This is a genomic window from Pseudomonas sp. CBZ-4 (assembly GCF_000346755.1).
In the GTDB taxonomy this organism is placed as follows: domain Bacteria; phylum Pseudomonadota; class Gammaproteobacteria; order Pseudomonadales; family Pseudomonadaceae; genus Aquipseudomonas.
In genome coordinates, this window is record NZ_ANNV01000099.1 from 1 (window position 1) to 6,053 (window position 6,053).

A 6,053-nucleotide genomic window follows, 5' to 3' on the forward strand; every position below is an offset into this window, starting at 1 on the left:
GTGCTGACTGAACCACCGCTATCGCAGGCAAGCCAGCTCCCACATTTTGATTGGATTGCCAGGCGACTACTCCACCGGATCACTCACTGGCTTGGCAATAATCGCCTTCAACTCACTGGTCATCGGGAACTCCAGGTTCAAGCCCTTCGGCGGAATCGGCTGTTCAAACCAGCGCTGGTAAATCCCATTGATCTCCCCGCTCCGATACAAATCCCCCAGCGTCTCGTTGACCACCGCGAGAAACTGCGGGTCATCCTTGCGCACCATGCAGCTGTAGATTTCCCGGGATTGCTCCTCGCCCACCACCACCCAGTTGTGCGGGTCCTTGGCCTTGGCGCGCTCGCCATAGAGCAACGCGTCATCCATGTAGAACGCCGCCGCGCGGCCCGTTTCCAGCATCTTGAACGCCTCGCCGTGGTCCTTGGCGCTGATCACGAACATATTGGCTTTGTGCTCGGCGTTGTAGCTCTTGAGAAACCGCTCGTTGGTGGTGCCGGCCGTGGTGACCACGTTCTTGCCCGCCAGGTCGGCGAAACCCTTGATGCCGCTGTCCTTGCCGGTCAGCAACTGGCCCTTCACATAAATAAACCCGTAGGAAAACGCCACCTGCTTCTGCCGCTCGGCGGTCACCCCGGTGGAGCCGCACTCCAGGTCCACCGTGCCGTTTTGCACCAGCGGGATGCGGGTTTGCGAGGTCACCAGGTTGTACTTCACCTTCAGGTCGGCCACCCCGGTTTTCTGCTGGACACGCTCGACAATCTTGTTCGCCAACTCCACGGAATACCCCATGGGTTTACCGCTGTGATCGCCCACGTAGGAAAACGGCACCGACGCATCACGATAACCCAGGGTGATGGACTGGGCGCTGGCGATCTTGGCCAGCGCGCCGTCCAGCGGTGCCTGATTCGCCTGGGCCTGTGCGCCCAACAACAGCCCCAGGGTGCAGCCGGTCAACAGGATCTTTTTCATTGTTATTCTCCGTTGGTCTTTGAGTTAGTGACGTACAGCGATCACGCTGATTTCCACCAGCACGCTCGGGCGCGCCAGTTCGGCTTGCAGGGTGGTGCGCGTCGGCGCCATGCCGGGCGACAACCATGCGCTCCACACCTCGTTCATCGGCGCAAAACCACTGCCGATGTCTTTCAAGTAAATCGTCGCATTCAGCAGATGGTCCTTGTCGCTGCCCGCCTGGGCTAACAGCCCGTCGATCTTGGCCAACACTTCGCGGGTTTGCGTGGCCACGTCCAGGCCGTCACCCGGTACCTGGCCCGAAAGGAACACCAGGTCCTTGAAGGTGACGGCGCCGGACAGTCGCTCGTTGCTGCTGATTCGGTTGATGGTCATGGCTGCATCCTCAAGCGGCGCGGGGCGTCAGGCCCTGCATATCGATGGAAGGGACGTGTTGGCCGATCAGTTCGGCGAGCAGTTGCCCACTGCCGCAGGCCAGGGTGAAACCCAACGCACCGTGGCCAAGGTTCAGCCACAGGTTGCGGTACTGGCTGGCGCCAATCAGCGGCACGCCGGTGGGAGTGGCCGGGCGCATGCCGGCCCATTCCACGGCATGGGCGTAGTCGCCGGCCAGAGGAAACGTCTCAAGGGCCTGGCGTTTCATCAGTGCCAGGCGCTTGGGTTCGAGGCTGGCATCAAAACCGACGATATCCACCATGGCCGCCACCCGCAATTGCTCGCCGATGCGCGCGTAGACGATCTTGCGGTCATAGTCGGTGATGCTCACTTTCGGCGCCCGGTGCTGCGCACCAATCGGCACGCTGAGGCTGTAGCCCTTCAACGGATACAACGGCAGCGACACGCCCAACGCGGCGCTGCGATAACCGGCGGCCAACACCAGTTGCTCGACCGGCATCACCTCATCACCCAACTCGATGGCCTGCACCACGCCGTCCGCGTGACGCAGCCCGCTGACCTTGCGCCCCAGCAAAAACCGGCAACGCCCGGACGCTTCCAGCCGCGCCGCCAAGCGCTGGCAGAAGGCATGACAATCGGCCACCTCTTCGTTCGGCGTGTAGATCCCGCCAACAAAACCGCCACCTGCCAACGCCGGCTCCAGGCGTTCACAATCGGCGGCCGACAGCACTTGTTGTTGCAGGATATCGGCGACCTTGCTGCGGGCATGTTCAAAGGAATTGGCGTTACGAAAGGTCACCAGCTTGCCATTGCGCCGCCAATCGAAACCGTCCAGGCGATCATCCTCGCGCCATTGCTGCAACGTGGTCTGGCTCAGCGACGCCAGGCGCAGCAGGTGCGCGGCATTGCGCTGGTTGACCGAGCCGCGGCAGGCGCCGAGAAACGCAGCCATCCAGCGCCATTGCTGCGGGTCGAGACGCGGGCGCAACTTCAGCGGCGAGTCACCCCGCAGCAACCAACCAATGGCTTGCAGCGGCACGCCGGCATCGGCCAGCGGCGCGACATAGCGGTAGGACAATTGCCCGCCGTTGGCGAAGCTGGTCTCGCTGCCCAGGCTCTCGCGGGCGTCGATCACCGTCACTTCATGGCCGGCGCGCACCAGCGCATAGGCGCTCGCCAAGCCGATAACCCCGCCGCCGATGATGCAAACCTGCCTGCCCATCCCCGCCACCCATCGTTGAATTAAGAGGGCTCAAGACTAGGGGCAGGTGACAGGCCACCGACAATGAATAAAGATGGGCCACCTATAAACAAAGGTTATGGACTTGCCATGCGCCTGCGTCATATCGAAATCTTCCAGGCCATCCGCCAGACCGGCTCCGTCAGCGCCGCCGCGCAGTTGCTGCACGTGTCGCAACCGGCGGTGACCAAGGTGTTGCAACACGCCGAGTTGCAGCTGGGTTTCCCGCTGTTCCTGCGGGTGCGCGGCAAATTGCAGCCCACCCCGGAAGCGCTGGCGCTGGAGCGCGAAGTCGAGAAAGTCACCGAGAGCCTGCAAGGCGTGCGACGCCTGGCCAAAAGCCTGCGCCGCGCACCGGGCCAGAGCGTGCGCATCGGCGCCATCCCCGCGCTGGCGCTGTCACTGCTGCCGCCGGCGATCCTGGAGTGGAAACGTGATTACCCGGACATGGCCTGCGAGCTGTCCAGCGACCACAGCCGCGAGCTGGTGCAGAAGCTGCTGATGCGTGAGATCGACCTGGCGCTGACCCTAAACTTCTCCGGGCATCCGGGGTTGACCACGCAAGTGCTGGCCAATGGCGTGCTGGTGGCGCTGGCGTCCAAAGGCTATTGGACCGACGCCGAACTGAGCGCGCCGCTGCCCTTGGCGGACCTGGCAGGTACGGCATTGATCGGCCTGTCCAGCGCCGATCCGCTGGCAGCCAAACTCGACAGCTACCTGGAAAACGTCGATCCACCGCCACGGGTCACGATCTCGGTGCAAACCTATTCCCTGGCCCGCGCCATGGTGGAAACCGGCGCCGGCCTCACGGTGATCGACCCGTTCACCGCCCTCGGCGCCTCGACCGCCACTACCTGTATCCGCACGCTGACACCGCCGCTGCCGATCACGCTGTATGCGCTGACCCGCGCGGATGAGCCGCCGCCGCATATGTTGGCGAAGTTGTTGGGAATATTTGGCCAGCGAGCCCAAGAACTCCTGCAGCGTTTATAAGTACACCAAAGATCCAGTGTGGGAGCTGGCTTGCCTGCGATGGCGGTGGGTCAGCTGAACATGTATCAACTGACAGGCCGCTATCGCAGGCAAGCCAGCTCCCACATTTGGATTTTTGTCAGCCGTCAGAGCACATACCGCATGATCGCCACGAAGTGCAGCAAACTCCCGCCAATCACAAACAAGTGCCAGATCCCATGGGAATGCCGCAGCCGATCCTCAAGCGCAAAAAAGATGATGCCGACGGTATACAGCACCCCACCCGCCGCCAGCCAGGTAAACCCCGCCACTCCCAGCGCTGCGATCAACGGTTTGACCGCCACCAGCACAATCCAGCCCATCACCGCATAGATCACGATCGACAGGATGCGCGCCTCGGAACGCGGCTTGATCTCCTGCAAGATGCCAATCACCGCCAGCCCCCACACAATCCCGAACAGCGTCCAGCCCCACGGGCCTCTCAAAGTCACCAGGCAAAACGGCGTGTAACTGCCGGCGATCAACAGGTAGATCGAAAAGTGATCGACCTTCTGCATGATCTCTTTCCGCCGCCCACGCACGCTGTGGTACACGGTGGACGCGCTGTACAGCACCAGCAAGGTCACGCCATAGATCGCCACGCTGACAATCTTCCACGGGCTGCCATCCAGGCTCGCCACCACCAACATCCACACCGCCCCCGCAAAGGCCGCGACCGCGCCGAGCAAGTGGCTCCAGGCGTTGAAACGTTCACCGTGATACATGCGCCACTGACCTCCGATGCTCGTTAGCGATTGAGGAGGCAAGGGTCCAGCGTTGTGGGGGAGAGTGCAAGGGGTTGTGAGCGGCTCACGTCCATTCATGACCCGCAAGCAAGTCATCCACACGACTTGACATCGCCGTCGCGCCGTCCATGAGTTGGCCCAGCAGCGCTTCATCTTCGTCCATGTAACCTTCATATTCCGCGAGGTTCCGACGCTCATGGCACAGCGCCAATAACCGCACCTGCACCTTGCTCGCACCGAGGGTGTGGATCAGGCACTGAAAGACCAGATAACGTTTGTCAGAACGATAACCTTGCAGGCGCAAGGCCGTCAGGGCGATGGCGTGGGCGGCGTTGTAAGCCAGGTCAAAACGACTGGCAAACGATAACTGTGGCGTGCTCGCGTCTTTCAGACGATCCCGGGCTGAGCGCATCAACCCATCGCATTCCTTACGGTCTGGCGGTTCAGCTTTCAGGCCGCCACTACGTTGCAGATTCTCCAGGTTTGCCTTGCTGTCCATCCGTGGACTCCAGGGGGTTGCCCCCCATCAGATTGATCTTGTCCTGCTGCACGACCCGCTGCACAAAACTGTTCCCGGCATTCCATTTGCCGATCCAGTCTTCAGGGGTGTAAAGCGTTGGGTTGATGGTGCGGCCCAGTTGCTCTTCCAGCGGCATAAGCTGCTCCATGACCTCACTGTAGTTGAGGCTTTCGCCAATCAGCATCAGATCTATGTCACTGGATGAGTGCGCCTCGCCCTTGGCGATAGAGCCATAGATGAAGGCCCACGTCAGTTGCTCGGCGAAGGGTGCCAGTGCAGTGCGCAATGGCGCGTCCAGGCTCAGCGTTTTACGCACGATGGCCAGCAACTCCGAGTAGATCGGACATTGGGGGTTGGCTTGGTAGTGGGTCTGGTTGCCCTGGCGCGTCATGCTCAGGATGCCCGCCAACTGCAAGCGCTCCAGTTCGCGAGTAAGGCTGCCCTTGCCCACCAGGGCCCAGCGGGCGATTTCATTGGTGAAGAAGCTTTGATCGGGCTTGCCGAAAAGCAGGCCCAGCACCTTTTGCTGGGTAACGGTGAAAAGTGCAGCGCTGAGCGACAAGGTGTGCATGGCAGAGGCCAATCAGTCCCAAAAAGGGAACGATAGGTCCCTTTTTGGGAACGATCAAGCTTTAAGCCGCAGATGAGGGGGAAATCTGTTCCAGCGCTCGATCCACCAACAACTGCCCAAGCTCGGCCATTTGCTGGATCCCGAGCATGATTGCGCGCTGGGAGGTGTCCAGGTCGAAGGCCAGGTTGCAGGTCATGGCGTTGAGGGACGACAGGGTTTCGCTGGCGTTGACCAGCAGGGCTTCGGTTTCTTGATTGGGATTGATGGTGAAGATATTGGATGAGAGTGGCTTCGACATGATGCGCGGTTCCTTAATGGATCAGTCAGGAACGCCTTTAGACGTAGGCGTCGTGTACGCCTAAACAGATTTTTCGGACTTGCACGTCCGTGTCACCGTTTTTCGCGATGACGGGACGAAGACTAGGCGCGCCGACTGCACGCGACAAGTTCATGCCTGGCCCAAAATCTTGCAGGAAAAATCCGAGGCATCGCCCACCGTCGCACAGCACTCAAGCCTTGTGAAGATCCACTGTGGGAGCTGGCTTGCCTGCGATAGCGGCATGTCAGTCAGTGCATCAACATCTGATACACCGCTATCGC

Annotated in this window: 8 protein-coding genes; 1 reads left to right on the forward strand and 7 read right to left on the reverse strand. The window is 61.0% G+C overall.

Going from position 1 to position 6,053, the window contains the following annotated elements:
• Positions 1 to 66: 66 nt before the first annotated feature.
• From B348_RS0112135 to B348_RS0112145, 3 genes are read right to left on the reverse strand one after another with little or no spacing between them, the layout of a single operon-like run.
• Entirely contained in the window at positions 67 to 969 is a 903-nt protein-coding gene (locus B348_RS0112135; RefSeq protein WP_017736382.1) for a transporter substrate-binding domain-containing protein, read from the reverse strand.
• A gap of 24 nt (positions 970 to 993) precedes the next feature.
• Positions 994 to 1,344 carry a RidA family protein gene (locus tag B348_RS0112140; protein WP_017736383.1) on the reverse strand — a complete coding sequence of 117 codons (351 nt, stop codon included), beginning with the start codon at positions 1,342 to 1,344 and terminating at the stop codon, positions 994 to 996.
• Positions 1,345 to 1,354: 10 nt separating this feature from the next.
• On the reverse strand, positions 1,355 to 2,587 hold the full coding sequence (locus B348_RS0112145) for a D-amino acid dehydrogenase (protein ID WP_017736384.1): 1,233 nt from the start codon (positions 2,585 to 2,587) through the stop codon (positions 1,355 to 1,357).
• Between the two features lie 108 nt (positions 2,588 to 2,695).
• Between B348_RS0112145 and B348_RS0112150 the strand changes: the two genes are divergently transcribed.
• Positions 2,696 to 3,598, forward strand: coding sequence for a LysR family transcriptional regulator (locus tag B348_RS0112150; RefSeq protein ID WP_017736385.1), 903 nt, complete (start codon positions 2,696 to 2,698; stop codon positions 3,596 to 3,598).
• Between the two features lie 125 nt (positions 3,599 to 3,723).
• Here B348_RS0112150 and B348_RS0112155 read toward each other — a convergent pair whose 3' ends face one another.
• The 4 genes from B348_RS0112155 to B348_RS0112170 form a co-directional block, all read right to left on the reverse strand.
• The gene (locus tag B348_RS0112155) at positions 3,724 to 4,341 is read right to left on the reverse strand and encodes a hemolysin III family protein (RefSeq protein WP_017736386.1); all 618 of its coding nucleotides are present in this window, start codon (positions 4,339 to 4,341) and stop codon (positions 3,724 to 3,726) included.
• Positions 4,342 to 4,426: 85 nt separating this feature from the next.
• Positions 4,427 to 4,861, reverse strand: a complete 435-nt coding sequence (locus B348_RS0112160) for a hypothetical protein (RefSeq protein WP_017736387.1) — start codon at positions 4,859 to 4,861, stop codon at positions 4,427 to 4,429.
• Complete coding sequence (locus B348_RS0112165; RefSeq protein WP_017736388.1) at positions 4,824 to 5,453, reverse strand: nucleotidyltransferase domain-containing protein; 630 nt, start codon at positions 5,451 to 5,453, stop codon at positions 4,824 to 4,826. Before B348_RS0112165 ends, B348_RS0112160 begins: the two co-directional genes overlap by 38 nt.
• A gap of 61 nt (positions 5,454 to 5,514) precedes the next feature.
• The gene (locus B348_RS0112170; RefSeq protein ID WP_017736389.1) at positions 5,515 to 5,751 is read right to left on the reverse strand and encodes a DUF6124 family protein; all 237 of its coding nucleotides are present in this window, start codon (positions 5,749 to 5,751) and stop codon (positions 5,515 to 5,517) included.
• Positions 5,752 to 6,053: the final 302 nt, after the last annotated feature.